This window comes from Arthrobacter sp. 10T44 (assembly GCF_056393885.1).
In genome coordinates, this window is the sequence record NZ_JBFTGT010000005.1 from 149,591 (window position 1) to 173,693 (window position 24,103).

The following is a 24,103-nucleotide window of genomic DNA, read 5'->3' on the forward strand; positions in this document are numbered from 1 at the left end:
GGTCCAATCGGCGGTGTGGCTGCGGCCGCGACCGTTCCGGGCGCGCGGCAGGGGTGGCGGCTGCTCCTGCCGGCGCTGCCGGACAGGGCCGGGAGTGGGTTGGTGCCGGCGCGGAGCTAGCTGATGCTCAGGGCAATACCGTCCAGAATATCGTGTTCGCTCGTCACGGCCGACGTGATGCGGCCCTCTGTGACGTCCGCCATGCGTTCGAGCACGCGCCGCCAGACAAGGCCGCCGGCGCCGATCACGTCCACCCGGCCCGGGTGCATGTAGGGCAGGGCGGCGCGGGCGTCCCGCGTCATTTCGAGCAGCGAGGTGCAGGCCTCCCGGGCAGTGTCCAAGCCAAGTTCGGTGCCGTGGATGGCGGCCGGCGAGTACTCGGTGAGCTTCAAGGCGTGGGCGGTGATTGTGGTCACTGACCCCGCGACGCCGACCACGGCGGTGGCGCGCTCCAGCGGCACCGTCAGCGCCGCGTGGCTGATGGCGGCGTCGACGTCGGCTTCCGCCGCGGCGATCTGTTCCGCCGTGGGCGGGTCGTCCTGCAAGTGCCGTTCGGTCATCCGGACGCAGCCCACATCGACCGATTTGGCGGCGATGACGCCGTCGGCGTCGCCCAGCACGAACTCCGTGCTGCCGCCGCCCAGGTCCACTACCAGCACCGGGTCCTTGCCCCGCGAGGGCAGCACGCTGCTGGCGCCGGCGAAGGACAGGGCGGCTTCTTCGTCGCCGCTGATCACCTCGGGTTCGACGCCGAGCAGTTCCCGGACCCCGTCGATGAAGACCTGGCGGTTCCGGGCGTCCCGGGTTGCGGATGTTGCCACGAAACGGACCTTCCCGGCGCCGTGGCGGCGGATCAGCTCGGCGTAGTCACGGGTGGCCTCGAGGGTGCGGTCCAGCGCGTCCTGGGCGAATTCGCCGGTGGCGTCGACGCCTTGGCCGAGCCTGACGACGCGCATCTCGCGCACGACGTCGGTCAGCTTCGGCAGGGTATCGCCGCCCGCGGCGACATCTGCGATGAGCAGGCGGATGGAGTTGGTGCCGCAGTCGATCGCGGCCACGCGGCTCACTGCCCGGCTCCGGCGGCGGTATCCGCGCCGTTCTCGTCATGCCCGGTTCGGGACTTCCGCACCGGGGCCGGCCGGCCGACGATTTCGGGCAGACCCTGCGGACCGTGCCGGCTCAGGTCCTGGGAAGGGGCCTCTCCGCCGGTGTCCCACGCGCCGTCGCAGTAGCAACGGTCCGGGGTCCACCACTCGCTGATGCCGGCTACGGCCTCGTCGCCGAGCGGGTTGACTCCGGGACCGGCAGCGAGCGAGTGGCCCACCAGGACATGCAGGCACTTCACGCGGGTGGGCATGCCGCCTGCGGAGATCCCGTCGATCTCCGGGACGGCCCCGATGCCGGACCGGGCGCCGATCTCGGCGCGGGACTGCAGGTACGCCTCATGCGCGGCACGGTAGTCCGCCGCCAGCGCCTCGTCGGCACCGAGCCGTTCGTTCATCTCATTCATCAACCCGGCCGCCTCCAGCCTGGACACGGCCGAGGTGATGACCGGATGGGTCAGGTAGAAGGTGGTGGGGAACGGCGTCCCGTTGCTCAGCCGCGGCGAGGTGGCCGCCACCAGCGGGTTGCCGCAGACGCAGCGGGCAGGGATCTCGACGACGTCGCGCACCGGCCGCCCCAATTGCCGGCTGAGCACGTCAAGGTCGCGGGCCGACGGCTGGCGGGAATCCCCCGTCGCCGGGGTCCCTTCCATGGGGGTCGCGTCGATGGGGTTCCCGGTCCGGGGATCGTCCGCTCGGTTCTCGTCCACTGGCGCGGCACCTTCCTGCCCTGTTGGAATTACCGGGTTGCGGTAATCCGGCGGCGGGCGCCGCTCCTAGTCTGTTGCCGACCGCCTGATGGAGTCCCAAAGGGAATCCACCCACGGCAGATTGGCCGGGTCTGTGGCTGTTCCTGCGGCGGCGCCGGAACCGGACGTTGCGGCAGGAAGATCGCTGCCGTAAACCCAGTAGCCGGTTTCGCCGGGCATAACCATGTTAATGCGGTCACGGGCTTGTTGTTTCACGTAGTTCGGGTCCTGCCAGCGCGAGACCTCACGTTTGAGGTGCGTCTGCTTCGCCTGCTGGGCCGAAATTTCGGTCTCCAGGTCAGCTATTTCGGCGCGCTTTTCAAGGAAGATCCTGACCGTGGGCGCCAGCATGATCGTGATGGCGATCATCACGACGCCGAGTGCCAGCAGTCGTCCGGAGAAGGCCTTGGCCGGGACGGGATCGAGCCCGTCGGTTTGCCCGGGCTGTCCGGACTTCGTGCCGGCTCCGCTGCCCGCAGCCGGCGTGGCTGGCCCGGTCTCGCGTGCGCCGGTCTTTGCAGCTCCAGTCTTTGCAGCTCCCGTCCGGGCGGGCGCAGCGGCTCCGCCGACGGGGCCGGGTTTGCCGGTTCCCGGCGCTTCAGACGCCGGCCGTCCGGCGTCGTGGCCGGCTGGCCGGCCGGCGGGTTCGATGCCGTGCCGCGGACTGCCGAAATCAGCCCTGATGACGTCGCCGCCGTCGGCTTCCCCCCGGCCGGAGGCCGGAGACTTTGGGGCCGCAGCAGCGGCCCGGGGAACCTTGGGACGGCGGGTTGCCATGTCACTCCTTCAAACAGGCCAAACGAACCGGCCAAAACAGGCCGCCAAAAAAGAACGGGCCAAAACAGAACCGGTGGCCATGGTCTTTCCACCATAGCCACCGGTACCTGATTCTTGCGGGTACTAGCCCTTGAAACGCGGGAAGGCGCTGCGTCCGGCGTAGCGTGCGGCGTCGTCGAGTTCCTCTTCGATGCGCAGCAGCTGGTTGTACTTGGCGACGCGCTCGGAGCGGGCCGGGGCACCGGTCTTGATCTGGCCCGCGTTGGTGGCAACGGCGATGTCAGCGATGGTGGTGTCCTCGGTTTCGCCGGAGCGGTGCGAGGTGATGGTCGTGTAACCCGCGCGCTGGGCGAGGGATACGGCGTCGAGCGTCTCGGTCAGCGAACCGATCTGGTTGACCTTGACCAGCAGCGAGTTGGCGGTCTTCGAATCGATGCCGGTCTGGAGGCGCTCCGGGTTCGTGACGAACAGGTCATCGCCCACGATCTGGACCTTGTCGCCGATCGAGTCGGTGAGGGCCTTCCAGCCTTCCCAGTCGTTCTCGTCCAGCGGGTCCTCGATGGAGACCAGCGGGTAGTCCGCCACCAGCTCGGCGTAGTAGGCGCTCATCTCGGCGGAGCTGAGGGCCTTGCCTTCGAACTGGTACGCGCCGTCCTTGAAGAACTCGGAGGAGGCGACGTCGAGGGCCAGCGCGATGTCCTTGCCCGGGGTGTAGCCGGCGTTCTTAATGGCTTCCTGGATCAGGTCCAGGGCCGCGCGGTTGGACGGCAGGTTCGGGGCGAAGCCGCCCTCGTCACCCAGGCCGGTGGCCAGGCCCTTGGACTGCAGCACCGCCTTGAGCGCGTGGTAAACCTCGACGCCCCAGCGCAGGCCCTCGGAGAAGGTCTCGGCGCCGAGCGGGACAACCATGAACTCCTGGATGTCGACGTCGGAGTCGGCGTGCGAGCCGCCGTTGAGGATGTTCATCAGCGGCACCGGCAGGACGTGCGCGTTGGGCCCGCCCAGGTACTTGTAAAGCGGCAGGTCGGCCGAGGCGGCCGCGGCGTTGGCAACGGCGAGGGACACGCCCAGGATCGCGTTGGCACCGAGCTTGCCCTTGTTGGCCGTGCCGTCCAGGTCGATCATGGCCTGGTCGATGCTGCGCTGGTCGGTCGCGTCGAAGCCGATGAGGGCCGGGGCGATCTGGTCGATGACGGCGTCGACGGCCTTCTGGACGCCCTTGCCGAGGTAACGGCCCTTGTCGCCGTCGCGGAGTTCCACGGCCTCGTGTTCGCCGGTGGAGGCGCCGGAGGGAACTGCTGCGCGGCCGATCTGGCCGTCGGAGAGCAGGACTTCAACTTCTACGGTCGGGTTGCCGCGGGAATCGAGGATCTCGCGGGCGTGGATGGCATCGATAAGCGCCATGAATATGCTCCTTTGGGTGAAGCGATCTGCTGGGAATCTGACTGCTGGAAATCTAGCGGTGGATCAAGCTGGAAACCGACGTCCTCGTCGCCCCTAGCCTAGTCGAGAGTGGGATAAGTTACGGAAAGCTATCCAGTCCCCGGACTCGGTGCTCCCGCGCCGGTGCCGCCGGGCTCGCTGCCGGGCTGGCTCTCCTGGAAATGGCGGTTGACCGCGCGCAGGGCGCGTTCGGCGTCCAGGCCGTTGCGCCGGGCGGCCGCGACAATGCCGAACAGCAGCTCGCCTAGCTCCCGCTCGGTCGCCGGGGCGGGTGGTCCCGCGGCGGGTGCGGAGGCGGCGGCCTCCAAGGCGGGGGCCTCCATCGCGGGCGCCGGCTCCAACGCAGTCGGCAGTCCGGCCCGTTCGGCCCGGTCCTGGAGCTTCTGCGCCCGGGCCAGCGCCGGCAGCGCGGCCGGGACGCCGTCGAAGGCGTGGCCCCGGCCGGGCTTTTCGGTTTTCTTGACCGCATCCCACTTCAGCACGATCTCCTGGACCGTGGCCGGGAAGGAGTCCTGCAGGGAGCCGTCGGCGCGGAAGACGTGCGGATTGCGCCGGACCATCTTGTCCCGCAGGCCGCGGGCGACGTCGTCGAAGTCGAAGGCGCCGCGCTCCTCGGCGAGCCGGGCATGCAGCACCACCTGCAGCAGGACATCGCCTAGTTCCGCCCGCAGCTCGGCGTCGCCGCCGTCTGACTCGATGGTTTCAGCCACCTCATAGGCCTCCTCGAGGAGGTATTCCACGAGGGATTCGTGGCTGAGGGCGCCCATCCAGGGGCAGTGGACGCGCAGCTCGGCGATGGTTCGCAACAAATCCCTGAGCGGCGCGTCCACCGGGTTGGAGTCCTTAGCCAAGGTCGGCGTAGGCCTCGTTGATGTATTCGACCAGGGCTTCCTTCTCCTCCAGCGGCAGGAACGCGGCTTCGGCTGCGTTCAGGGTCAGCTCGAGCAGGTCGTCCAGGTCGTAGTCGAACGTCTCCACGAGCAGTTCGAACTCGTCGGTGAGGGTCACGCCGCTCATCAGCCGGTTGTCCGTGTTGATCGTGACGTTGAAGCCCAGCTGGTAGAGCATGTCCACCGGGTGGCTTTCGATGCCCTCGCCGAAGCCGGCAATGGCGCCGGTCTGCAGGTTGGAGGACGGGCAGATCTCCAGTGCGATGCCGCGGTCCCGGACCCAGCTGGCGAGCTCGCCGAGGGTTACCAGACCGATGTTGTCGTCGACCTCGTCGCTGTCGGCGTTGATATCGGAGACATCGTCGGCGTCGGCGGCGTCGGCCTCTTCGAACTCGACGGTGACGTCCTCGGCGATCCGAACGCCGTGGCCCAGGCGCAGGGCCCGGCCGTCAACGAGTGCGGACTGGATACTCTCCAGGCCGGCGGCCTCGCCGGCGTGGATCGTGGCCGGGAAGTTGTGCTGGGCAAGGTAGGTGAAGGCGTCCTTGAAGCGGGAAGGCAGGAAGCCGTCCTCGGCGCCGGCGATGTCGAAGCCGACCGCACCCTTGTAGCGGTGCCGGACGGCCAGTTCGGCGATTTCCTGGCCGCGGTCGGCGTGGCGCATGGCGGTGATCAGCTGGCCGACCTGGATCTCGCGGCCGGTCTCGGCGACGGCGTCGACGCCTGCATCGAGGCCCGCCTGGACGGCCTCAACGACGTCGTCCAGCGACAGGCCCTGCTGCAGGTGCTGTTCCGGGGCCCAGCGCACTTCGCCGTACACGACGCCGTCGTCCGCTAGGTCTTCAACGAACTCCTTGGCGACGCGGAACAGGCCTTCCTTGGTCTGCATGACGGCGATGGTGTGGTCGAACGTCTCGAGGTAGCGGACCAGCGAACCGGAGTCGGCGGATTCGCGGAACCACTCCCCCAGCGCGACCGGGTCGGTGGAGGGCAGCGTGTGGCCGACCGCTTCGGCAAGTTCAATGATGGTGGCCGGACGCAGTCCGCCGTCCAGGTGGTCGTGAAGGGAAACCTTGGGAAGGCCCTTCAGGTCGAATTCGAGGTCAGGGGCAGCGTCAAGAATAGTCTCAGTCACGTTCCAACCATAGGGTCGGACGGCTCCCCGCGCTACTTGCGGGAAGCGTCGGTCTCCTTCGACCAGGCGGTCAGCGCCGGCTCGGACCCGGAAGCCGCGGCATCGTCCGCCGCGTCGGCCTCCGCGGCTTCCGGCTCGTCGTGCCGGCCCAGGCGCTTGTGCCACCAGCGCAGCAGGTGGTCAACGGCCACGCCGAGGACAATAGCGAAGACGACGGCGATCCCGGCGCTCAGGAGCGGGTTGTGGTGCAGCCAGGGGAAGGAACTGGCCAGAATGCCGATCCCGAGCGAGTAGATCACCCAGGTGACGCAGGCGAAGGCGTCAAGGAGGAAGAACCTGCGGTGCGGGAACCCGGTGGTGCCGGCGACGTAGTTGACGGCCACGCGGCCCCACGGGATGTACCGGGCGGTGAAGATCAGCACCGCGCCGCGCTTTTCCAGTTCGTAGCGGGCCCAGGCGAAGACCCGCTGGACCTTGGGCTTGCGCATCCAGCGGAACCGTTCGATGCCGATTTTGCGCCCCAGCAGGTAGGCCATGTTGTCGCCGGCGATGGCGCCGATGAGCGCCGTGAGGCCGAGAATCCACAGATTGGGCTGTCCGCTGTGCCGGGAGTACGCGGCGAGGGCGACAATCAGGGTCTCGCTGGGGACCACCATGGCGAAGCCGTCGACGAAGAAGAACACCAGCAGGAGGGGGTAGATCCACCACTGGCCTGCTGCATGGAGCACTGCCTCATTAATGAACTCCACGCGGGCTGTGCTCCTAGAAAACTGAAGGGGTGGGACGTACCCGGAACGGACATGAGTTACGGCTGGGCGCACACGGCACGGACGTGACGTGAATCGCACCTAAGTGTCCCACGGGCCGGGCGTCCTGCGCTACGCACCGCAGCGATGTTTCCGGCCGTGGCGCGGGCGTTCCCGGCACGGTCCTAGCCGTCGGCCGGCGGCGCGGGCCGGTCCGGGTCGTCCGGGACCAGCTCCCCCGGCGCACGGCCGCGAAGCCTGCTCAGGGTGAGGTCGACGGCGATGCCGAGGATGATCGCGCAGATGATCGCGATGGTGGCGCCGAGCAGGTGGTTGTCTTCGAACCATTGCCCGAAGAAAAGGCCGATTCCCACCGAATAGCCGGACCACAGCATCGCGGAAAGCACCGTCAGGGCGACAAAACGGGATTGCGCATAGTTGGTGGCGCCGGCGGTCAGGTTGACGGCCACCCGGCCGATCGGGACAAACCGGGCGACCATGATCAGCGACGCGGGCCGCTTCCGGAGCTCGCCGCCGGCCCAGAGGAAGGCCCGCTGCGCCCGGTATCCGCGCATCCACGCCCAGCGTCCGGTCCCGGTGGCCCGCCCGATGAGGTAGGCGATGTTGTCCCCGGAGAACGCCCCGGCGGCTGCCACGGCCACCAGCAGAAGCGGGTTGGGCACCTCGGCCGCCGCGGCGACGGCGGCCAGGCCCACCACCACCGATTCGCTGGGAACCGGGGGAAAGAACCCGTCGATCAGGCAGCACGCGAACACGAGGAACAGGACCCAGGGTTGGCCTGCGGCGGCCAGGATGAAGTCGTTGATTGCCTGCACGGTTTCCTAACGCACGGCGGTGCCCGGTTTCTCCCGGAATACTGTGGTGCCAGTGTACTGCCGGACCCGGCGCCGTTGCCCTATCACTTGGGGCTGCCAACCCCCGGGGTTGGGGACCAGGAGTGATAGGGCAAGGCGGCAGCCGGAGCCTCAGGCGATGCGGTCGATGATGAGTTGCTGGGCCGGGCGGGAGCCCTCGGGGGCGATCACGGCGGCGTGCTCGAGCGCTTCCTTGGCACGTTCGAACTTCTCCGGGGTGTCCGTCAGCAGGGTCATCAGCGGCTCGCCGGCGCGGACCGTGGCGCCCGGCTTGGCGTGCATCCGCACCCCGGCGCCGGCCTGGACCTGGTCCTCCTTGCGGGCGCGGCCGGCGCCGAGGCGCCAGGCTGCGACGCCAACGGCCATGGCGTCGAGTTCCACCAGCACGCCGTCGGCCGGCGCGTAGATGGTCTCGGATTCCTTGGCCACCGGCAGTTTGGCGCGCGGATCGCCACCCTGGGCCTCGATCATCCGGTTCCAGACGTCCATGGCGCGGCCGTCCCGAAGCGCGGCGCGCGGATCGGCATCGTGGACGCCGGCGCAGGCCAGCATCTCCTCGGCCAGCCGGACGGTGAGTTCGACGACGTCTTCGGGGCCTCCGCCGGCGAGGACCTCCACGGATTCCTCGACCTCGATCGCGTTGCCCGCGGTGAGGCCCAGGGGCGTGTTCATGTTGGTCAGCAGCGCCACCGTGTTGACCCCGGCGTCCTTGCCCAGCGCCACCATGGTCTCGGCCAGCTCGCGGGCACGCGCCTCGTCCTTCATGAACGCGCCGCTGCCCACCTTGACGTCCAGGACCAGCGATCCGGTGCCTTCGGCGATCTTCTTGCTCATGATCGAGGAGGCGATCAGCGGGATGGCCTCGACCGTGCCGGTGACGTCACGCAGGGCGTAGAGCTTCTTGTCCGCCGGGGCCAGGCCGGCGCCGGCGGCGCAGATGACGGCCCCCACGTCCTGCAGCTGGGCCAGCATCTCCTCGTTGCTCAACGCCGCGCGCCAGCCGGGGATGGACTCGAGCTTGTCCAGGGTGCCGCCGGTGTGGCCGAGGCCGCGGCCGGAGAGCTGCGGAACGGCGACGCCGAACACGGCCACGAGGGGTGCCAGCGGAAGGGTGATCTTGTCCCCCACCCCGCCGGTGGAGTGCTTGTCAGAGGTGGCTTTCACGCCGCCGTCGGGCCGGCGCAGGCTGGAGAAGTCCATCCGCTCGCCGGAGGCGATCATCGCCGCGGTCCAGCGGGAAATCTCCGCGCGGTCCATTCCGTTGAGCAGGATGGCCATGTTCAGCGCGGCCATCTGCTCATCGGCGATGGCACCGCGCGTGTAGGCGTCGATCGTCCAGTCGATCTGGGCGGCGCTGAGCACGCCCTTGTCGCGCTTGATGCGGATGATGTCGACGGCGTCGAAGGCTTCAGTGCCGCTGGCAGTGGTGCTGGTGGTCTGTGTCACCGGGTTTCCTCCAGGTGTTGGGGGCCAAATGCGTCGGGAAGCACCTGGTCCATCGTCTTGATGCCCTGTGTGGTCATGAGTTCCATGTCCGGGGCCCGGAATTCGTAGAGCAGCTGCCGGCAGCGCCCGCACGGCATCAGCACGTTGCCGTCCGCGTCCACGCAGTAGAAGGCGCGCAGCAGGCCGCCGCCGGTCATGTGCAGGCTGCCGACCAGCGCGCACTCGGCGCACAGCGTGAGCCCGTAGCTGGCGTTTTCGACGTTGCAGCCGCTGACGATCCGGCCGTCCGCGGTGAGGGCCGCTGCCCCCACCGCGAACTTCGAATACGGCGCATAGGCGTTCTTCATCGCCGCGACCGCGGCGGCCTCGAGGGCTGCCCAGTCCACGCCGGCGGCCGGGACCGCTGCCGGGTTGCCGTTCCCGCTAATGTGATCAGCCATGGTCAGCCCTTCACGTACGGGATGCCGCTGGCCGCCGGCGGCCGGGAGCGTCCGACGAGCCCGGCCACGGCGAGCACCGTCACGAGGTACGGCAGCATCGCCATGAACTGGCTCGGAACCGGGGTGCCGATGATCGTCACGATGCTTTGCAGGTTGTCGGCGAAGCCGAACAGCAGCGCCGCGAAGAAGGCGCCGATCGGGTTCCAACGGCCGAAGATCAGTGCGGCCAGGGCGATGAAGCCGCGTCCGCCGGAGATTTCCTTGGTGAAGCTGTCGATCGCCACGAGGGTGAAGAAGGAACCGCCGATGCCGGCGATGGCGCCGCCGAGGGTGACGTTCCAGAAGCGGGTGGCGTTGACCTTGATGCCCATGGTGTCGGCTGCCTGCGGGTGTTCGCCGACGGCGCGGACGCGCAGGCCCCACTTGGTCTTGAACAGCCCGACCCAGACCACGATCACGGCGATGTACATGAGGTAGCCGATCAGGGACTGTTTGAACAGGATCGGGCCGATCAGCGGGATGTCGCCCAGGACCGGGATGGTGATCGGGTCCAAGTGCGCGGGAGAGTTGAACTTGTCCTTGTCCGCCTGCATGACCGTGCTGAACAGGAAGCCGGTGACGCCGGAGACGAGGACGTTGAGCACGACGCCGACGATGATCTGGTTGACCACGTACTTGATGCTGAACAGGGCCAGGATCATGGACACGAGGGCCCCGGCAATGGCCGCAGCGAGCAGGCCCAGGAAGGGGTTGTGCGTCAGCGTGGCGATGATCGCGGCTGTGAAGGCGCCGCCCAGGAGCTGGCCTTCAATGGCGATGTTCACGACGCCGACGCGTTCGCAGAGCACACCGGACAGGGAGCCGAACACCAGCGGCACGGCCAGGGTCACGGACCCTGCGATCAGCCCGGCGAGGGAAATGCTGGTGGTGCGGGCTCCGCCGACCACCCAGATCAGGAACGCGGCGACAAACAGCGCAATGAAGGCGATCGTGACCCAGGCCGGGACCTTGCGGTTCCGGGTCTTGAGGAACACGGCATAGCCGGCCAGCGCCAGCATGATCACCGAGAGAACGATGCCGCCGAGGAAGGCCTGAACCTCCAGTGCCGGCAGCTGGAAGAAGTCGCTCCCGGTGGAGATTCCGAACTTGGCGGTCTGGTGCGGCCCCATCAGTCCGAAGAAGATGAACGCCACGATGGCCAGCACCAGCAGGGTGACCGGGAGCTTCCAGGTCACGGGCTTGGCGGTCACGGCCGTGTGGTGGTGCTTGGCCGCGGGAGCTTCCCCGTCCAGGGGTGCAGGCTGCGGCTTCCCCGGCTGGGGCGACGTTGCTGTTGTGCTCATGCTGCTACTCCGGTGGTTGCTGCCGTCTTGGATTTGTTGGCCTTGACGGCCTTCTTCTTGCGCGGGTTCAGGCCGAACACCGCGCGCACCAGCGGCGGGGCGGCGATGAAGAGCACGATCAGCGACTGGACCACCAGCACAATGTCGATCGGGGTTCCGGTCTGGATCTGCATCTGGACGGCGCCGGCGCGGAAGGCGCCGAAGAGCAGGCCCGCGGCGAAGGTGCCCCACGGCGTCGAGCGTCCCAGCAGCGCAACCGTGATGGCGTCAAAGCCGTAGGTGGCCGCGACGCCGTCGGTGAGGACCTTTTCGGTGCCGGCCACCTGGGCGACGCCGGACATGCCGGCCAGGGCGCCCGCGATCGCCATCACCAGGATGGTGGCGCGCGGAACGTTGATGCCGGCGGTCAGGGCGGCCTTCGGGTTGGCTCCGACGGCCCGGAATTCGAAGCCGATCGTGGAGCGGTTCAGCACCCACCAGACGAAGACGGTCGCCGCGATGGCCAGGAGGAAGCCCAAGTGCAGCCGGTACTGGGTGCCCAGGATCTGCGGGTAGACGGCGCTGGGGTCCAGGATGGGGGAAATCGGGTTGGTCTCGCCCGGCCGCTGGAACGCGGGGGTGTTGAGCAGGTAGCGCAGGAAGTACAGCGCGATGTAGTTGAACATGATCGTCAGGATCACCTCGTGGGCGCCGGTGCGGGCCTTGAGGAAGCCGACCAGGCCGGCCCAGAGGGCGCCGCCGACGACGCCGGCCACGAGGACCAGCAGCAGGTGCAGGCCCATCGGCAGGTGCAGGGCGAAGCCGACCCACGAGGCGAGGATGCCGGCCATGATGATCTGGCCCTGCGCACCGATGTTGAAGAGTCCGGCGCGGAAGGCCAGGGCGACGCCGAGGCCGGCGGTGATCAGCGGGGTGGCGATGGTGAGGGTTTCCATCAGCGGGGCGAACTGCCCGGCCGCGCCGGTGCCGCGGGGGTTGAACACGGAGCCTTGGAAGAGCGCCACGTAGGAGCGGGTGGCGGCGGACCAGACGGCGGAGAAGAAGTCGCTGGGCCGGGCGAAGAGGTAGCCGGCGCTCGCGCTGACGGCCTTGTCCGTGCTGGCGATCAGCAGGCCGCCGAGGATCAGCGCGAGCAGCACGGCCAGCACGGAGACCATGCCGCTTCCGGTGAAGATTTTGCGCATGAGCGAGTCGGGGCCGCCGGGGACGATGCCGCTCTGGCCCGAGACCGGGACGGCCGAGGGGCGCATCGCCCCGCCGGCGGTGTCCAGCGAGGTGGCGGTGGTGGCGTCCGTGGCGTCCGTGGTTTCGGTGGTGTCGACGTCGGGGGTGTTCGGCGTCGCGGTTGGCTGGGCTGCGGTTCCCGCGGTTTTCGCCGGATCGGATTCAGCCGCGTGGCGTGGCCGGTTGGTTTCAGTCATGGTGCTCTCCTACGGCGCCGGAGGTGGACTCCTGTGCGGGCTGGGCGGCGGCGGCCGGGGCGGCGGCTGCGGTTGCCGGGGTCTTGGTGCTGTCGGCGTGGGCCTCGTCGGGCGACAGGCCGGCCATCATGAGGCCCAGGACGTCACGTCCGGTGCCGGCCGGGACGATGCCCACCAGCCTGCCCTTGTAAAGCACGGCGATCCGGTCCGCCAGCTCGATCACTTCGTCGAGTTCGGTGGAGACGATCATCACGGGGGTGCCGTGGTCGCGCTCCGCCACGATCCGCTTGTGCAGGAACTCGATGGAGCCGACGTCGACGCCGCGGGTCGGCTGGGACGCGATAAAGAGGCGCAGCGGGCGCGACAGCTCGCGAGCCATGACCACCTTCTGCTGGTTGCCGCCGGACAGGGTGCCCGCGGCGAGCGAGCCGGACGGGGTGCGCACGTCGAACTCGTCGATCCGGGTCTTCGCGTTTTCCAGCACCTTCGCCGGGCTCATGCTGATGCCCTTCGCGAACGGTTCCTGGTCGTAGCGGTCCAGGATCAGGTTCTCGGCGATCGAGAACGTTCCGATCAGACCGTCCACCGAGCGGTCCTCGGGCACGAAGCCGACGCCGGCCTTCAGCACGTCCTTGACGCTGCGGCCCACCAACTCCTCGCCGTCGAGCAGGATGGAGCCGTGGACCCGGTCCTGCAGGCCGAGGATCGCCTCGGTCAGCTCGGTCTGCCCGTTGCCCTGCACGCCGGCGACGGCCAGGATCTCGCCGCGGGCAATGTCGAAGCTGATCCCGTCCACGACGTGCTGGCCGCTCGGTGCGATCACGGTGAGGTCCTTGACCTGGAACGTGGTCTCCTGCGGCCGGGCCGGGGCCTTGTCCAGGGTCAGGTTGACTGCCCGGCCCACCATCATGGAGGCGAGTTCCGTCGTCGAGGCCGTGGGGCTGGCCGTGCCGACGACCTTGCCGCGCCGGATCACCGTGATGGTGTCCGAGACGGCCTTGACCTCGCGCAGCTTGTGCGAGATGAAGACGATCGAGGTGCCGTGGCTCTTGAGCTGGCGCATGATGTCCAGCAGCTCGTCGGTGTCCTGCGGGGTCAGTACGGCGGTGGGCTCGTCGAGGATGAGCACCTTGGCGTCGCGGACCAGGGCCTTGATGATCTCCACGCGCTGCTGGACGCCGACCGGCAGGTCCTCGATCAGGGCGTCGGGGTCGACGTCGAAGCCGTACCGGTCGGAGATCTCCTGGATCTTCCGGCGGGTGTCATCGAGATTGAGGAAGCCGCCAGCCTTGGTGGTTTCCGCCCCGAGGGCCACGTTTTCGGCGACCGTGAAGACCGGGACCAGCATGAAGTGTTGGTGCACCATGCCGATGCCTGCCGCCATCGCGTCCCCCGGGCCGCGGAAGCTGACGGGTTTGTCGTCGATGACGATTTCGCCCTCGGTGGGTTCGTAGAGCCCGTAGAGGACGTTCATCAGCGTGGACTTGCCGGCGCCGTTCTCGCCGAGCAGACAGTGGATCTGCCCGGGTTCAACGACCACGTCAATGTGGTCGTTGGCTACCAGGGAGCCGAAGCGTTTGGTGATCCCCTTGAGTTCAAGTTTCAAAACTCTGACCAATCTCGAAGTGTGTCCGGGTCACGACCGGACGGGGTGATGGGGCTGCAGAACCAGCCTAGTGCCTGCCGCCAGCGCTGCGGCCAAGAGTAGCCGCAACGAAAAGCGCCACAGCCCGTGCGGTCTGGGACCGTCCGGGCCGTGGCGCTTAGCGGCGGAAGTTACGCCTTCGGGCTGGCTGCGGACTCAACCTTCAGCTTGCCGTCGGCGATGTCCTTCTTGATCTGGTCCAGCTCGGACTTCAGTTCGGCCGGAACCTGGGAGTCCAGGTCGTGGAACGGAGCCAGCTGGACGCCGTCGTTCGCGAGGGTGCCGACGTAAGGCGTGTTGGTGAACTTGCCTTCCGTGTCTTCCTTCACGACGGTCTCAACGGCCTCGCCCATCTGCTTCATCACGGAGGAGAGCATGATGTCCTTGTAATCCGGGGCGGTCAGGAAGCCGTCGGAGTCAACCCAGATGAGCTTGACGTCCTTGCCTGCTGCCTTGGCTTCCTTCAGCGCTGCGCCTGCACCCTTGCCGACCGGACCGGCGACGGGCATGACAATGTCCGCACCCTGGTCCAGGAAGTTCTGGGTGAACTGCTTGCCCTTGTCCTGCTTCTCGAAGTCGCCGGTGAAGGAGCCGTCCTGCTTGGCCTTGTCCCAGCCAAGAACCTTGACGTTCTTGCCCTTCTTCTCGTTGTAGTACTTCACGCCGTCGGCGTAGCCGTCCATGAAGATGGTGACGGTGGGGATCTTGATGCCGCCGAAGGTCGCGACGGTACCGGTCTTGGTGGTGCCCGCGGCGAGGTAGCCGGCCAGGAAAGCAGCCTGGGCCGTGTCATAGATGATCGGCTTGACGTTGGCGATCGGCTTGTCGTAGCCGAAGTCGATGATCGCGAAGTGCTTGTCCGGGTTCGCCGTGGCCTGGGCCTTGGTGGCGTCGCCGAGCAGGAAGCCGACCGTGATGGTCAGGTTGCAGCCGGCAGTGACCATGGCGCGCAGGTTCGGCTCGAAGTCGTTGTTGGTCTTCGACTCAACCTGGTTGACCTTGATGCCGAGATCCTTCTCGGTCTTCTTCAGGCCCTCGTAGGAGGACTGGTTGAACGACTGGTCGTCGAATCCGCCGGAGTCGGACACGATGCAGCCGGTGTAGTTGCTGGCGCTTGCGCTGGCGGTGCTGCTGGCGGTCGGGGCAGCCCCGCAACCGGTGAGCAGCAAAGCGGCCGCACCTGCGGTGGCGACGCCGGCCATTGAACCGCGCTTGAAAGTTGCGCGCAGTGAGTTCGTCAAAGTTCCTCCAGGAAGAAAGAGATAGGCGCTACGACGGGAGTTCAATGAGTGTCTGCTTCCGGTTTTCCCCCGAAACACTGTTGTCACTGACGGATTCGCAGCACTGCGCCGAGGCGCACTGATGCAAGTTACTTTAGTGTCATGGAACACGTCGAGTAACACACTTCACAGCCATTTCACAGATTGTTGAGAACTTGTTACCAAGCGCTGCGCCGTTCCCGCGCGACCGTACGCGTGAGGCCCCGAAATCGTGGAAATCGGGGCCCCAGGGGCAACGTTCGCGCCTGCGCTGGAGGCGGAGTTAGCTTAGAGGCGGACCAGCATCTTGCCGGTGTTGGCGCCCTCCAGCAGGTCCATGAAGGCCTGCGGTGCGTTCTCCAGCCCGTCCACCACGGTCTCGTCGTAACGGACGGTGCCGTCGGCCAGCCAGCCGGAGAGCTTCTCGACGAACTCGCCCATGTACTGCCAGTAACCGCCCACCAGGAAGCCCTTGAGGGTCAGCTGCTTGCCGATGGCCAGCATGAGGTTCCGCGGGGCCGGCGTCGGCTCGGTGGAGTTGTACTGAGAGATGGCGCCGCACATGGCGACGCGGCCGCCGACGTTGAGCACGGACAGCGCGGCCTCGAGGTGCTCGCCGCCGACGTTGTCGAAGTAGACGTCGATGCCCTTCTCCCCCGCGGCCTCCTTCAGCAGGTCCCGGACCGGGCCGTCATGGTAGTTGAAGGCGGCGTCGAAGCCGAGCTCCAGCAGGCGGGCCACCTTCTCCGGGGTGCCGGCGCTGCCGATCACCCGGGAGGCGCCCATGGCCTTGGCAATCTGCCCCACCAGCGAGCCGACGGCGCCGGCTGCGCCGGAGACGAAGACGGCCTCGCCCGGCTTGAACTCGGCGACCTTGAGCAGTCCGGCGTAGGCGGTCAGGCCGGTCATGCCGAGGGCACCCAGGAAGGCCGACGCCGGGGCCAGGTCGGTACGGGCCGGCGTCGTCGCGGCGGCGTCCAGGACGGCGTACTCACGCCAGCCGAGGCTGTGCACCACAGTGTCCCCAACCGCGCGGTCGGCCGAGCGGGAGGCGATGACCTCGCCGACGGCGCCGCCCTCCATGGCGGCGTCCAGGGCGAACGGCGCGGAGTAGGACTTCACGTCGTTCATCCGGCCGCGCATGTAGGGGTCCACGGAGATGAACAGGTTGCGGACCAGGACCTGGCCGTCCTGGAGCTCCGGCAGCGGGGATTCGGCCAGCCGGAAGTTCTCCGGCACGGGGCGGCCGTGCGGGCGGGAGGCCAGCTGGATCTCTCGGGTGGTGGTGGGAAGGGTGCTGTTCTCGGTGCTCATGCGGCGACCTCCAGGATGGTGATGTCTACGGTAATGTTGCCACGGGTGGCGTTGGAGTAGGGGCAGACCTCGTGGGCCTTGGCGACGAGCGCTTCGGCGGTTTCGCGGTCCACGGCCGGCAGCGCGATCTCGAGTTCGGCGGCGATGCCATAGCCGGAGCCGCCGTCGAGGGCGCCGAGGTGGATCTTCGCGGCGACGGCGGAGTCGGTCAGGTCCGCCTTCTGCTGGCGGCCCACCAGGCGCAGGGCAGAGTGGAAGCAGGCGGCGTACCCGGCGGCGAAGAGCTGCTCGGGGTTGGTGCCTTCGCCGTTGCCGCCGAGCTCAACCGGGCTGGCCAGGGTGACATTGAGTTTGCCGTCGGACGTCTGCGCGTTGCCGTCGCGGCCTTCGCCGGAGGCCAATGCTTCGGCCGTATAGAGGGTCTTCATGGGGATTCCAATCTGTTGGGGGAAGGGAAGCTTGCGGGGTTGCCGCGCGGCCGCAGCCCGCAATTGGCGGGGCAGGTCAGCGGCCGGACTGCAGCGCGGCGGTGAGCCGGCCCAGGGTCTCGCGGAGCTGGTCGAGCTCGTTAGCGGAGAGTCCGGCGGCATCGGCGAGCCGCTGCGGAATTCCGGTGGCACGGGCGCTGAGGGCGGCGCCGGACTCAGTGAGGAAGACCTCGACGCGCCGTTCGTCCGCCGCGGACCGCCGTCGTTCCACGTATCCCAGGGACTCGAGGCGCTTGAGCAGCGGCGAGAGGGTTCCGGAGTCCAGCCCGAGTTCCTCGCCCAGCTCGCGGACGCTGCGGGGCTGGTCCTCCCAGAGCACCATCATCACGAGGTACTGCGGGTACGTCAGTCCGAGTTCCTCGAGTATGGGCCGGTAGACGGCGGTAGCGGCCCGCGAAGCCGAGTACATGGCGAAGCACACCTGCCTGTCCAGGCGGGGGGCGTCGGTCCCGGCGGACGCAGGGGAATCAGTTTTGCTCACCTAAAAACCCTAGCGCACAACTAAGTTGCGCACAACTGAGTTGCGCACAACGCATTTACCGGTGCAGCCGCCCGCCGGATTTCCCCACCTTCAAGGGGCGCCGACGGCGTGTCCGCAGGCAGCGCTGGCGCGTCCCGGCCCCCGCGAAGGGAAAGGTGGGGAATTTCCGCGGGCACGCCCGCCCTTGAGCAGGCGAAGGTGCGGCTCCGGAGCGTCGGCTGGCGCCTGCCCTAGAGGTCGCGGAGGGTGCGGAGGGCCGCCGCCGTGAGCACCCGGATGCCGAGGCCCAGGGCGCGTTCGTCCAGGATGTAGTCGCCGCGGTGCAGGTCGTACTCCTCGCCGCCGGGGGTTTTCGTGCCCAGCCGCATCATCGCGCCGGGCAGGTCCGCGAGGAACCAGGCGAAGTCCTCGCCGCCCATCGACTGCGGCGTCAGCACCACGGAGCTCTCGCCGATTTCGGCCCGGGCCGAAGCCTCGATCAGCGCGGTCTCGTGTTCGGAGTTCACCACGGGCGGCACGCCGCGGGTGTGCTCCAGGTGCACGTCGACGCCGTAGGGCGCCGCGATCTGCTGCACCACCTCGTCGAGGATCTCCCCCGCGCTGTGCCAGGCATCCCGGTCCAGGCAGCGCATGGTGCCGGCCATGTAGCCGCTCGCCGGGATGGCGTTCGGTGCGGAGCCAGCCGAGATGTGTCCCCAGACCACGGACACCCCGCTGCGGACGTCGACGCGCCGGGAGAGCACGGCCGGGACGTTGATGGCGATCTGCGCGAGGGCGAAGACGAGTTCCTCGGTCAGGTGCGGGCGCGAGGTGTGGCCGCCTCGGCCGCTCAGTTCAATCTTGATGGTGTCCGACGCCGAGGTGATGGCGCCGATCCGGGTGCCGATCTTGCCGACCTCGATCCGGGGGTCGCAGTGCAGCGCCAGGATCCGCGGCACCCCCTCCAACACACCTTGTTCGATGCACGCGTGCGCCCCGCCGGGCATAGTCTCCTCGGCCGGCTGGAAGATGATCCGCACCGTGCCGCCCAGCGGCGAGGAGTCGTGCATCCGCTGCAGGATCAGGGCGATGCCCAGCATCGTGGTGGTGTGGACGTCGTGGCCGCAGGCGTGCGTCAGGCCGTGGTTCTTGGACGCGAACGGCAGTCCGGTCTCCTCGATGATGGGCAGGGCGTCAATGTCGCCGCGGAGCGCGGTGGCGATGGGGCCCTCGCCGACATCCACGGTCAGCCCGGTACCCTCGAGCCGGCGCGGGGTCAGGCCGGCTGCCTCAAGCCGCTTGGCCAGCTTATCCGTGGTGCGGAACTCCTTGAAGGACAGCTCGGGGTGCGCATGCAGGTCGCGGCGGAAGGCGATCAGCTCCGGCAGGAGTGGCTCCAGCCACGGCCCCACCAGGGTGGTTGGCTCAGCTTCAGTAGTGTAATTGCGCACACAATCACTCTAGCGAGAGTCAGAAAAATAGCGGCATCGCAGTCGGACGGTTACGGCAGTACAGTCCCGCTTAGCTGAAGAAGACTAGAGGACGTCCGTGTCGCCGCTGGCCTTGAGCGCGTCCACGGCGGCCTTGACCCGCTGCGAATGCGCCTTCGTCATCACGAGCAGGGCATCGGGGGTGTCCACGATCACCACATCCTCGATGCCGATCAGGGCGATCACACGCTTGGTGTCGGAGACCACCACGCCGCTCGAGTTCTCGGTGAAGACCCGGGCACCCTCGCCGATCACGGTGACGTCGTCGACTTCCTTGGCACTGTTGAGCCGGCCCACGGAGGCGAAGTCCCCGACGTCGTCCCAGCGGAAGGTGCCGGGCACGACGGCGACGTCCCCGGCTGCCGCGGCGGGCTCGGCGACCGCGTAGTCGATGGCGATCTTGGGCAGGGTTGGCCAGACGCGGGAGGTGACCTCGTCGCGCAGCGGGGTGTCCCAGGCCTTGGCAATCTCCTGCAGGCCCGCGAAGAGTTCCGGCTGGTTGGCCTCCAGGTGCTTGAGCATGAGCGAGACCGGCGCGACGAACATGCCCGCGTTCCAGACGTACTCGCCGCTGTCCACGTACTGCTGGGCGACTTCCTCGCTGGGCTTCTCGACGAATTCGACGACTGTGTGGGCGCTCGGGGCGCCGGGCACACTCAACTTGTCGCCGGCGCGGATGTAGCCAAAGCCGGTGGACGGGTGCGTGGGCTTGATGCCAATGGTGACGATCTTGCCGGCGGCCGCCGTGTGGATGGCCTCACGGACCGCGTCCTGGAACAGTGCGTCGGGGCTGATGACCTGATCCGCGGCGAAGGAACCCATGATCGTTTCCGGATCGCGCTCGAACAGGATCGCCGCGGCGAGGCCGATGGCCGCACCCGAGTCCTTGGGCTCGCTCTCCAGCACCAGGTCCGCCTCGCGCACCTCGGGCAGTTGGCGGCACACGGCCTCGCGGTGCGCCGTTCCGGTGACGACCAGCACGCGGCTGCCGGCGAGGGGTTCCAGCCGGTCGTAGGTGGCGCGCAGCAACGTGCTGCCGGATCCGGTGAGATCGTGCAGGAATTTGGGGGCGGCGGCCCGGGACAGCGGCCAGAGCCGGGTCCCCACACCGCCTGCCGGAATCACCGCGATGAAACGCCGCAGCGGGGAGTCCGCCGCAGCGTCCTGGGGTGAGTCATGGCTGGCCATATTGTCTGTAGTCATCACGGCTACTTTAGCGGAACGCCGCCCGCACACCCCGGAGTTGGCACGCAACGCACGCAAACGGAGTCGACGGCGGCGCAAGCGAATGTGGCGTTCGTCTCAAAAGCGGTCAAAAACCGCGCCGGGCGCCGTCACCATCGATCCGCTGAATTGAATAAGCTGAGGGCGAAGCCTAGATTTAGGCTTGAGCTTACGAGTGCTCTCGCAGCAGGCGTTCCCCCCGCGTGGATCCCATGCCAGCGCCGCTGTGTTGCAGGGAGGTTTATTCAGTGCCGACAAAACCAGCTGGCACCTTGTACCGCGGCCGTGAAGGCATGTGGTCCTGGGTTGGACACCGCGTTACCGGTGTAGTGATCTTTTTCTTCTTGTTGGTCCACGTGCTGGACACCTCATTGGTGCGTGTGTCCCCCGAGGCCTACACCGCCGTGATCGGTGCCTACAAGAACCCCCTTATGGCCCTGGGTGAAACGGGCCTCGTCGCAGCGATCGTATTCCACGCCTTCAACGGCCTGCGGATCATCGCCGTCGACTTCTGGAAGAAGGGCGCGAAGTACCAGCGCCAGATGCTGTGGACGGTCCTGGCCCTCTGGGTCGTCGTCATGGTCGGCTTCTCCATCCGCCACCTGTCCCTCGCCCTCGGAGGTCACTAAGCCATGAGTGCAACCATTCAGAGTCCGCGCAGCGGCAAGATTGCGCCGCAGTACCGCCGCAGCGGTTCGTCCAAGGGCAACTTCGAAATGCTGGCATGGCTCTTCATGCGGCTTTCCGGCGTCGTCCTCGTGGTCCTCATCTTCGGCCACCTGACCGTCAACCTGCTGGTGGGCGAAGGCATCCACGCGATCGACTTCGGCTTCGTGGCCGGCAAGTGGGCCGACCCGTTCTGGCAGGTCTGGGACCTGGCCATGCTGTGGCTCGCCATGCTGCACGGCACCAACGGCGTGCGCACCATCATCAACGACTACGCCGAAAAGGACGCGACGCGTCTCTGGCTGAAGATCGTGCTCTACGCCGCGGCCGCAGCCATCATCATCCTCGGCACGCTGGTGATCTTCACCTTCAACCCGTGCCCAGTGGTCGACGGCGTGCAGCTGCCCGGCGGGTTCTGCCCCGCTCCGTAGCGGCCCGGGCCTCCGGGCGCTGATCCTTGCCTGCCCGCGCGGGACACAGGGATCACGAGACTTCACTGCGCAGGCTCCGCCGGCGGTGTTTTACAGCGAATTTTGAGAGAAAGAGCATCTGGTATGCAGGTCCATAAGTACGACGTCGTCATTGTCGGTGCCGGTGGCGCTGGCATGCGCGCCGCGATCGAATCCGGTCAGCGTGCGCGAACAGCAGTACTGACCAAGCTTTACCCCACGCGCTCCCACACCGGCGCGGCTCAGGGCGGCATGTGTGCAGCCCTGGCCAACGTCGAGGAAGACAACTGGGAGTGGCACACCTTCGACACCATCAAGGGCGGCGACTACCTGGTGGACCAGGACGCCGCCGAGGTCATGGCGAAGGAAGCGATCGACGCCGTCCTGGACCTTGAGAAGATGGGCCTGCCGTTCAACCGCACGCCCGAGGGCCGGATCGACCAGCGCCGCTTCGGCGGCCACACCCGCGACCACGGCAAGGCTCCGGTCCGCCGTGCCTGCTACGCCGCGGACCGCACCGGCCACATGATCCTGCAGACGCTGTACCAAAACTGCGTCAAGCACAACGTCGAGTTCTACAACGAGTACTACGTCCTCGACCTGCTCACCGTCGAGGAAGACGCAGTCCGCGAGGACGGCACGGCGTACAAGCAGAAGCGCGTTGCCGGCGTCGTGTCCTACGACCTCGCCTCCGGCGAACTGCACGTCTTCCAGGCCAAGTCCGTGGTGTTCGCCTCCGGCGGCGCCGGCAAGGTCTTCAAGACCACCTCCAACGCCCACACCCTCACCGGTGACGGCATGGGCATCGCGTTCCGCCGCGGCATCCCGCTGGAGGACATGGAGTTCTTCCAGTTCCACCCGACCGGCCTGGCCGGCCTGGGCATCCTGCTCTCCGAGGCCGCCCGCGGCGAAGGCGCGATCCTGCGCAACTCCGAGGGTGAGCGCTTCATGGAGCGCTATGCACCCACCATCAAGGACCTCGCCCCGCGCGACATCGTGGCCCGCTCCATGGCCAACGAAGTCCGTGAAGGCCGCGGCTGCGGACCGAACAAGGACTACGTCCTGCTTGACCTGACGCACCTCGAGCCGGCGCACATCGACGCCAAGCTCCCGGACATCACCGAGTTTGCCCGCACCTACCTGGGTGTGGAGCCGTACACGGAGCCGGTTCCGGTCTTCCCGACGGCGCACTACGCCATGGGCGGCATCCCCACCAACATCAGCGCCGAGGTCCTGCAGGACAACGACACCGTCGTCCCGGGCCTCTACGCGGCGGGCGAGGTTGCCTGCGTCTCGGTGCACGGTTCCAACCGACTGGGCACCAACTCGCTGCTGGACATCAACGTCTTCGGCAAGCGCGCGGGCATCGCCGCCGCCGAATACGCCAAGACCGCGGACTTCGTGGAACTGCCCGCGGATCCCGAGGCCTACACGCTGAACCTGCTGGAGCACGTCCGCACCTCTGACGGCACCGAGAAGGTGGCCCAGATCCGCAAGGAACTGCAGGACACCATGGACGCCAACATGCAGGTGTTCCGCACCGCCGAGACGCTCAACCAGGTCCTGAAGGACATCGCGTCCTTCGAGGAGCGGTACCAGCGCATCAGCGTCCAGGACAAGGGCAAGCGCTTCAACCTGGACCTGCTCGAGGCCGTGGAACTGGGCTTCCTGCTGGAGCTCGCCAAGGTCATGACCGTGGCGGCCCTGCACCGCGAGGAATCCCGCGGCGGACACTTCCGCGAGGACTTCCCCGAGCGCGACGACGAAAAATTCATGAAGCACTCCATGGCGTACAAGGATGACCACGCACCGGCGGACGGTTCCGCCGAGTCGATTGCCGGCATCCGGCTTGCCACCAAACCGGTGGTCTTTACGCGCTACGAGCCGATGGTGAGGAAGTACTAAGATGACCGCTGAACTCGCTGAGCCAGCCTCCAAGATCGAACTGCCCGCCGGCGTCGGCGGCGGCGGGGACATCCCGTCCTTCGACGTCCACCTGCGGGTGCGCCGCTACAACCCGGAGGTCTCCGACGAGTCCACCTGGGACGACTTCCACGTCACCATGTACGGCACGGACCGTGTCCTGGACGCCCTGCACAAGGTCAAGTGGGAGATCGACGGCAGCGTCTCCTTCCGCCGGTCCTGCGCCCACGGCGTCTGCGGTTCCGATGCCATGCGCATCAACGGCCGCAACCGCCTCGCCTGCAAGACCCTGCTCAAGGACCTGGACACCTCCAAGCCCATCACGGTCGAGCCGATCAAGGGCCTGCCGGTGGAAAAGGACCTGATCGTGGACATGGAGCCGTTCTTCCAGTCCTTCCGCGAAGTCATGCCCTTCCTGATCAACCGCGGCCACGAGCCGACCAAGGAACGCCTGCAGTCCGCCGAGGACCGCGAACGGTTCGACGACACCACCAAGTGCATCCTGTGCGCCGCGTGCACCTCGTCCTGCCCGGTGTTCTGGACCGACGGACAGTACTTCGGCCCGGCCGCGATCGTCAACGCGCACCGCTTCATCTTCGATTCCCGTGATGACGCCGGCGACATGCGCCTGGAGATCCTCAACGACAAGGAAGGCGTGTGGCGCTGCCGCACCACCTTCAACTGCACCGAGGCCTGCCCGCGCGGCATCCAGGTCACGCAGGCAATCGCCGAGGTCAAGCAGGCCATCCTGGCCCGCAAGATCTAGCGCACGCCTGCCACCAGCTCCAACGACGACGGCGCCTCCCACCCTCCGGTG

General features: G+C 67.7%; 23 protein-coding genes. 4 read left to right on the forward strand and 19 right to left on the reverse strand.

Going from position 1 to position 24,103, the window contains the following annotated elements; translation table 11 throughout:
• Positions 1 to 116: 116 nt before the first annotated feature.
• The 19 genes from AC1DBL_RS11015 to AC1DBL_RS11105 form a co-directional block, all read right to left on the reverse strand.
• Positions 117 to 1,067, reverse strand: coding sequence for a Ppx/GppA phosphatase family protein (locus AC1DBL_RS11015; protein WP_441418502.1), 951 nt, complete (start codon positions 1,065 to 1,067; stop codon positions 117 to 119).
• Positions 1,064 to 1,756 (reverse strand): DUF501 domain-containing protein, encoded by a 693-nt coding sequence (locus AC1DBL_RS11020; RefSeq protein ID WP_476909390.1) that lies wholly within the window; start codon positions 1,754 to 1,756, stop codon positions 1,064 to 1,066. Before AC1DBL_RS11020 ends, AC1DBL_RS11015 begins: the two co-directional genes overlap by 4 nt.
• Positions 1,757 to 1,879: 123 nt before the next feature.
• Positions 1,880 to 2,629, reverse strand: a complete 750-nt coding sequence (locus tag AC1DBL_RS11025) for an FtsB family cell division protein (RefSeq protein ID WP_476926103.1) — start codon at positions 2,627 to 2,629, stop codon at positions 1,880 to 1,882.
• A 123-nt stretch (positions 2,630 to 2,752) separates the two neighbouring features.
• Positions 2,753 to 4,033, reverse strand: a complete 1,281-nt coding sequence (gene eno, locus AC1DBL_RS11030) for a phosphopyruvate hydratase (protein WP_441418504.1) — start codon at positions 4,031 to 4,033, stop codon at positions 2,753 to 2,755.
• Between the two features lie 128 nt (positions 4,034 to 4,161).
• Positions 4,162 to 4,839: a MazG nucleotide pyrophosphohydrolase domain-containing protein gene (locus AC1DBL_RS11035; protein ID WP_441418571.1), complete on the reverse strand. Its 678-nt coding sequence runs from the start codon at positions 4,837 to 4,839 to the stop codon at positions 4,162 to 4,164.
• A gap of 76 nt (positions 4,840 to 4,915) precedes the next feature.
• Positions 4,916 to 6,097, reverse strand: a complete 1,182-nt coding sequence (locus tag AC1DBL_RS11040; protein ID WP_441418505.1) for an adenosine deaminase — start codon at positions 6,095 to 6,097, stop codon at positions 4,916 to 4,918.
• A 32-nt stretch (positions 6,098 to 6,129) separates the two neighbouring features.
• On the reverse strand, positions 6,130 to 6,846 hold the full coding sequence (locus AC1DBL_RS11045; protein WP_441418506.1) for a DedA family protein: 717 nt from the start codon (positions 6,844 to 6,846) through the stop codon (positions 6,130 to 6,132).
• Positions 6,847 to 7,028: 182 nt separating this feature from the next.
• Complete coding sequence (locus tag AC1DBL_RS11050; RefSeq protein WP_476893264.1) at positions 7,029 to 7,679, reverse strand: DedA family protein; 651 nt, start codon at positions 7,677 to 7,679, stop codon at positions 7,029 to 7,031.
• A gap of 150 nt (positions 7,680 to 7,829) precedes the next feature.
• Complete coding sequence (locus AC1DBL_RS11055; RefSeq protein WP_476893265.1) at positions 7,830 to 9,164, reverse strand: thymidine phosphorylase; 1,335 nt, start codon at positions 9,162 to 9,164, stop codon at positions 7,830 to 7,832.
• Positions 9,161 to 9,604: a cytidine deaminase gene (locus tag AC1DBL_RS11060; protein ID WP_476926104.1), complete on the reverse strand. Its 444-nt coding sequence runs from the start codon at positions 9,602 to 9,604 to the stop codon at positions 9,161 to 9,163. Before AC1DBL_RS11060 ends, AC1DBL_RS11055 begins: the two co-directional genes overlap by 4 nt.
• Positions 9,605 to 9,606: 2 nt before the next feature.
• Complete coding sequence (locus tag AC1DBL_RS11065; RefSeq protein ID WP_476926105.1) at positions 9,607 to 10,947, reverse strand: ABC transporter permease; 1,341 nt, start codon at positions 10,945 to 10,947, stop codon at positions 9,607 to 9,609.
• On the reverse strand, positions 10,944 to 12,368 hold the full coding sequence (locus tag AC1DBL_RS11070; protein ID WP_476926106.1) for an ABC transporter permease: 1,425 nt from the start codon (positions 12,366 to 12,368) through the stop codon (positions 10,944 to 10,946). Before AC1DBL_RS11070 ends, AC1DBL_RS11065 begins: the two co-directional genes overlap by 4 nt.
• Entirely contained in the window at positions 12,361 to 13,974 is a 1,614-nt protein-coding gene (locus AC1DBL_RS11075) for an ABC transporter ATP-binding protein (protein WP_476926107.1), read from the reverse strand. Before AC1DBL_RS11075 ends, AC1DBL_RS11070 begins: the two co-directional genes overlap by 8 nt.
• Positions 13,975 to 14,144: 170 nt before the next feature.
• Entirely contained in the window at positions 14,145 to 15,254 is a 1,110-nt protein-coding gene (locus AC1DBL_RS11080; protein WP_441418512.1) for a BMP family lipoprotein, read from the reverse strand.
• Positions 15,255 to 15,560: 306 nt separating this feature from the next.
• Positions 15,561 to 16,586: an NADP-dependent oxidoreductase gene (locus tag AC1DBL_RS11085; protein ID WP_476926108.1), complete on the reverse strand. Its 1,026-nt coding sequence runs from the start codon at positions 16,584 to 16,586 to the stop codon at positions 15,561 to 15,563.
• Positions 16,583 to 17,014 (reverse strand): organic hydroperoxide resistance protein, encoded by a 432-nt coding sequence (locus AC1DBL_RS11090; protein ID WP_441418514.1) that lies wholly within the window; start codon positions 17,012 to 17,014, stop codon positions 16,583 to 16,585. Before AC1DBL_RS11090 ends, AC1DBL_RS11085 begins: the two co-directional genes overlap by 4 nt.
• A gap of 76 nt (positions 17,015 to 17,090) precedes the next feature.
• A complete protein-coding gene (locus AC1DBL_RS11095) occupies positions 17,091 to 17,483 on the reverse strand; it encodes a MarR family winged helix-turn-helix transcriptional regulator (protein WP_476909391.1) in 393 nt (130 codons plus the stop codon).
• A 302-nt stretch (positions 17,484 to 17,785) separates the two neighbouring features.
• The gene (locus AC1DBL_RS11100) at positions 17,786 to 18,985 is read right to left on the reverse strand and encodes an amidohydrolase (RefSeq protein WP_476926109.1); all 1,200 of its coding nucleotides are present in this window, start codon (positions 18,983 to 18,985) and stop codon (positions 17,786 to 17,788) included.
• A gap of 84 nt (positions 18,986 to 19,069) precedes the next feature.
• On the reverse strand, positions 19,070 to 20,227 hold the full coding sequence (locus AC1DBL_RS11105; protein WP_441418516.1) for a mannose-1-phosphate guanylyltransferase: 1,158 nt from the start codon (positions 20,225 to 20,227) through the stop codon (positions 19,070 to 19,072).
• A gap of 269 nt (positions 20,228 to 20,496) precedes the next feature.
• Here AC1DBL_RS11105 and sdhC point away from each other — a divergent pair, with 269 nt between their 5' ends.
• The 4 genes from sdhC (at position 20,497) to AC1DBL_RS11125 (ending at position 24,052) form a co-directional block, all read left to right on the forward strand.
• Complete coding sequence (gene sdhC / locus AC1DBL_RS11110; protein ID WP_082575171.1) at positions 20,497 to 20,877, forward strand: succinate dehydrogenase, cytochrome b556 subunit; 381 nt, start codon at positions 20,497 to 20,499, stop codon at positions 20,875 to 20,877.
• A gap of 3 nt (positions 20,878 to 20,880) precedes the next feature.
• A complete protein-coding gene (locus AC1DBL_RS11115; RefSeq protein WP_175323591.1) occupies positions 20,881 to 21,345 on the forward strand; it encodes a succinate dehydrogenase hydrophobic membrane anchor subunit in 465 nt (154 codons plus the stop codon).
• A 123-nt stretch (positions 21,346 to 21,468) separates the two neighbouring features.
• On the forward strand, positions 21,469 to 23,268 hold the full coding sequence (gene sdhA / locus AC1DBL_RS11120; RefSeq protein ID WP_476917642.1) for a succinate dehydrogenase flavoprotein subunit: 1,800 nt from the start codon (positions 21,469 to 21,471) through the stop codon (positions 23,266 to 23,268).
• Between the two features lies 1 nt (position 23,269).
• Complete coding sequence (locus AC1DBL_RS11125; RefSeq protein WP_138770016.1) at positions 23,270 to 24,052, forward strand: succinate dehydrogenase iron-sulfur subunit; 783 nt, start codon at positions 23,270 to 23,272, stop codon at positions 24,050 to 24,052.
• Positions 24,053 to 24,103 lie beyond the last annotated feature (51 nt).

What these genes read in the sequence shown, in the direction of transcription:
- AC1DBL_RS11090 (WP_441418514.1), bottom strand. Translation starts at nt 17,014, where the DNA reads ATGAAGACCCTCTATACGGCCGAAGCATTGGCCTCCGGCGAAGGCCGC.
- AC1DBL_RS11060 (WP_476926104.1), bottom strand. Translation starts at nt 9,604, where the DNA reads ATGGCTGATCACATTAGCGGGAACGGCAACCCGGCAGCGGTCCCGGCC.
- AC1DBL_RS11095 (WP_476909391.1), bottom strand. Translation starts at nt 17,483, where the DNA reads ATGTACTCGGCTTCGCGGGCCGCTACCGCCGTCTACCGGCCCATACTC.
- AC1DBL_RS11125 (WP_138770016.1), top strand. Translation starts at nt 23,270, where the DNA reads ATGACCGCTGAACTCGCTGAGCCAGCCTCCAAGATCGAACTGCCCGCC.
- AC1DBL_RS11065 (WP_476926105.1), bottom strand. Translation starts at nt 10,947, where the DNA reads ATGAGCACAACAGCAACGTCGCCCCAGCCGGGGAAGCCGCAGCCTGCA.
- AC1DBL_RS11115 (WP_175323591.1), top strand. Translation starts at nt 20,881, where the DNA reads ATGAGTGCAACCATTCAGAGTCCGCGCAGCGGCAAGATTGCGCCGCAG.
- AC1DBL_RS11035 (WP_441418571.1), bottom strand. Translation starts at nt 4,839, where the DNA reads ATGGGCGCCCTCAGCCACGAATCCCTCGTGGAATACCTCCTCGAGGAG.
- AC1DBL_RS11070 (WP_476926106.1), bottom strand. Translation starts at nt 12,368, where the DNA reads ATGACTGAAACCAACCGGCCACGCCACGCGGCTGAATCCGATCCGGCG.
- sdhA (WP_476917642.1), top strand. Translation starts at nt 21,469, where the DNA reads ATGCAGGTCCATAAGTACGACGTCGTCATTGTCGGTGCCGGTGGCGCT.
- AC1DBL_RS11020 (WP_476909390.1), bottom strand. Translation starts at nt 1,756, where the DNA reads ATGGAAGGGACCCCGGCGACGGGGGATTCCCGCCAGCCGTCGGCCCGC.
- AC1DBL_RS11105 (WP_441418516.1), bottom strand. Translation starts at nt 20,227, where the DNA reads ATGACTACAGACAATATGGCCAGCCATGACTCACCCCAGGACGCTGCG.
- AC1DBL_RS11025 (WP_476926103.1), bottom strand. Translation starts at nt 2,629, where the DNA reads ATGGCAACCCGCCGTCCCAAGGTTCCCCGGGCCGCTGCTGCGGCCCCA.
- eno (WP_441418504.1), bottom strand. Translation starts at nt 4,033, where the DNA reads ATGGCGCTTATCGATGCCATCCACGCCCGCGAGATCCTCGATTCCCGC.
- AC1DBL_RS11085 (WP_476926108.1), bottom strand. Translation starts at nt 16,586, where the DNA reads ATGAGCACCGAGAACAGCACCCTTCCCACCACCACCCGAGAGATCCAG.